The sequence below is a fragment of the Mycobacterium sp. genome (assembly GCF_052143115.1).
GTDB lineage: Bacteria > Actinomycetota > Actinomycetes > Mycobacteriales > Mycobacteriaceae > Mycobacterium.
In genome coordinates this window covers 1-2872 of record NZ_JBKQTQ010000319.1, presented here as the reverse complement: position 1 = coordinate 2872, position 2872 = coordinate 1, and the positions used below count along the sequence as shown (strand labels likewise).

Annotated in this window: 3 protein-coding genes; all 3 read left to right on the top strand. The window is 66.6% G+C overall.

All coding sequences use genetic code 11. The features are described from left to right. Positions 1–76 precede the first annotated feature (76 nt). Positions 77–868, top strand: a complete 792-nt coding sequence (locus tag ACLQI9_RS31300) for an SDR family oxidoreductase (protein WP_442384748.1) — start codon at positions 77–79, stop codon at positions 866–868. Between the two features lie 2 nt (positions 869–870). Beyond that, positions 871–1947, top strand: a complete 1077-nt coding sequence (locus tag ACLQI9_RS31295; RefSeq protein ID WP_442392743.1) for an NAD(P)H-dependent amine dehydrogenase family protein — start codon at positions 871–873, stop codon at positions 1945–1947. 49 nt (positions 1948–1996) lie between these two features. Beyond that, positions 1997–2872: Nramp family divalent metal transporter (locus ACLQI9_RS31290; RefSeq protein WP_442392741.1), on the top strand; the 876-nt coding region annotated here is incomplete at its 3' end.

Here is a 2872-nt window from a genome sequence, read left to right as displayed (position 1 = left end):
GACCTCCGCAAGAAAACTAGAACGTGTTTCAGAAATCGGGTCCCGAGACCGCTCCTGCCTTGTTACGGTGGCGCCCGTGATCCTGGACAAATTCCGACTCGACGACAACGTCGCCGTCGTCACCGGTGGCGGGCGCGGCCTCGGCGCGGCCATCGCACTGGCCTTCGCTGAGGTCGGCGCCGACGTTGTCATTGCCTCGCGCACCCAATCCGAACTAGAGGCCGTTGCCGATCAGGTCCGCGCTGCGGGACGTCGGGCCCACGTCGTCACCGCGGACCTGGCCCACCCCGAGGCGACCGCGGAACTCGCCGGCCAGGCCGTCGAAGCCTTCGGACGGCTGGACATCGTGGTCAACAACGTCGGCGGCACCATGCCCAACGCCCTGTTAAGCACGTCGACGAAGGACCTCAAAGCCGCGTTCACCTTCAACGTCGCCACCGCGCACGCGTTGACCACCGCCGCGGCGCCGCTGATGCTGGAGCATTCCGGCGGCGGCAGCATCATCAACATCACCTCGACGATGGGACGGGTGGCCGGCCGCGGTTTCGCCGCCTACGGCACCGCCAAGGCCGCACTCGCCCACTACACCCGGCTGACCGCGCTGGACCTGTGCCCGCGAATCCGGGTCAACGCCATAGCACCGGGGTCGATCGCCACCTCGGCGTTGGACATCGTCGCCTCCAACGACGAACTGCGAGCGCCGATGGAAAAGGCGACACCGATGCGCCGTCTCGGCGAGCCCGACGAGATCGCAGCCGCCGCAGTGTATTTGGCGTCACCGGCGGGTGCCTATCTCACCGGCAAGGTGCTCGAAGTCGACGGTGGCATCACCTTCCCCAATCTCGACCTACCGATCCCGGACCTGTGACCATGGCCATTCGCGTCGCCCAGATCGGCACCGGCAACGTCGGCGTCCATGCGCTGCGGGCATTGATCACCAACCCGGAGTTCGAGCTCACCGGGGTGTGGGTGTCGTCGGAATCCAAAGCCGGTAAAGACGCCGGAGAACTTGCCGGACTGAAGGATTCGACCGGCATCACCGCGACCACCGACCTCGACGCGGTGCTCGCCACCAATCCGCAATGCGCGGTCTACACCGCGATGGCCGACAACCGATTGCCCGACGCCCTCGACGATTACCGGCACATCCTGGCCGCCGGGGTCAACGTCGTCGGCAGCAGCGCGGTCTTCCTGCAGTACCCCTGGCAGGTGCTTCCGCAAGAGATGCTCGCGCCGATCGAAGATGCTGCGCGGGAAGGCAATTCGAGCCTGTTCGTCAACGGCATCGATCCCGGGTTCGCCAACGACCTGCTACCGCTAGCGCTGGCGGGCACCTGCCAGAACATCCAGCAGATCCGCTGTATGGAGATCGTCGACTACGCCACCTACGACAGCGCGACGGTCATGTTCGACGTGATGGGGTTCGGCAAACCGATCGACGAGATCCCGATGCTGCTGCAACCGGGCGTACTGAGCCTGGCCTGGGGATCGGTAGTGCGGCAGCTTGCCGCCGGGCTGGGTCTCGAACTCGACACCGTCGAAGAGATGTATGTGCGCGAACCAGCGCCCGAGGACTTCGATATCGCGTCCGGACATATCCCCAAGGGCAGCGCCGCGGCGCTGCGATTCGAGGTGCTCGGATTGGTCGACGGCGATCCCGTCGTCGTGCTGGAACATGTCACCCGACTGCGGGATGACCTCTGTCCGGACTGGCCGCAACCGGCCCAGGCCGGCGGGTCCTACCGCATCGAGATCACCGGCGAACCGTCGTACGGCGTCGACGTCTGCTTGAGCAGCCGCAAGGGCGACCACAACCACGCCGGCCTGGTGGCCACCGCGATGCGCGTCGTCAACGCCATCCCCGCGGTGGTGGCCGCCCCGCCCGGAATCCGGACCACGCTGGACCTGCCGCTGGTCTCCGGCCGCGGCCTCTACGCCGTGGGCTGAATGTTTCGGCTAACCTAACTTTCTTATTCGTCGCATGAAAGTGAGTTAGGTGACGCAGGAGACCCGCGCCCCGCTCAAGACGGGCTGGTATCTACTCGGCCCCGCATTCGTCGCCGCGATCGCCTATGTCGACCCGGGCAATGTGGCCGCCAACGTCAGCGCCGGCGCACAGTTCGGCTTTTTGCTGCTGTGGGTCATCGTCATTGCGAACGTGATGGCCGGCCTTGTGCAATACCTGTCGGCGAAGCTCGGGCTGGTGACCGGACGATCGCTGCCGGAAGCGGTCGGCGCGCAGCTGAGCCGGCGAGCACGGCTGGCTTTTTGGGCGCAGGCCGAGGTCGTCGCGATGGCCACCGACGTTGCCGAGGTGATCGGCGGGGCGATCGCTCTGCGCATCCTGTTTCACCTGCCGCTGCTGATCGGCGGGCTGATCACCGGGGCGGTGTCGCTGCTGCTGCTGAGAATCCAGGACCAACGCGGCCAGCAGCTGTTCGAACGGGTCATCACCGGATTACTGCTCGTCATTGCGATCGGCTTCACGGCCAGTTTCTTTGTCGCAACGCCGCCTCCCGATGCCGTGATCGGCGGGCTGGTCCCGCGATTCCGCGGGACGGAGAGCGTGCTGCTGGCCGCCGCCATCCTGGGCGCGACGGTCATGCCACATGCGGTGTATCTGCATTCCGGGTTGGCCCGCGACCGGCACGGCCATCCCGAGCCGGGCCCGCAGCGGCGTCGGCTACTGCGCGTCACCCGGTTGGACGTCGCGCTGGCGATGGTGGTCGCCGGCGGGGTGAACGCCGCCATGTTGCTGATCGCTGCGCTCAATATGCGGGAGCGCGGCCGCACCGGTTCCATCGAGGGCGCGTACACGGCTGTGCGCGACACCGTGAGCCCGACGATCGCGGTGTTCTTCGCGGTCGGATTA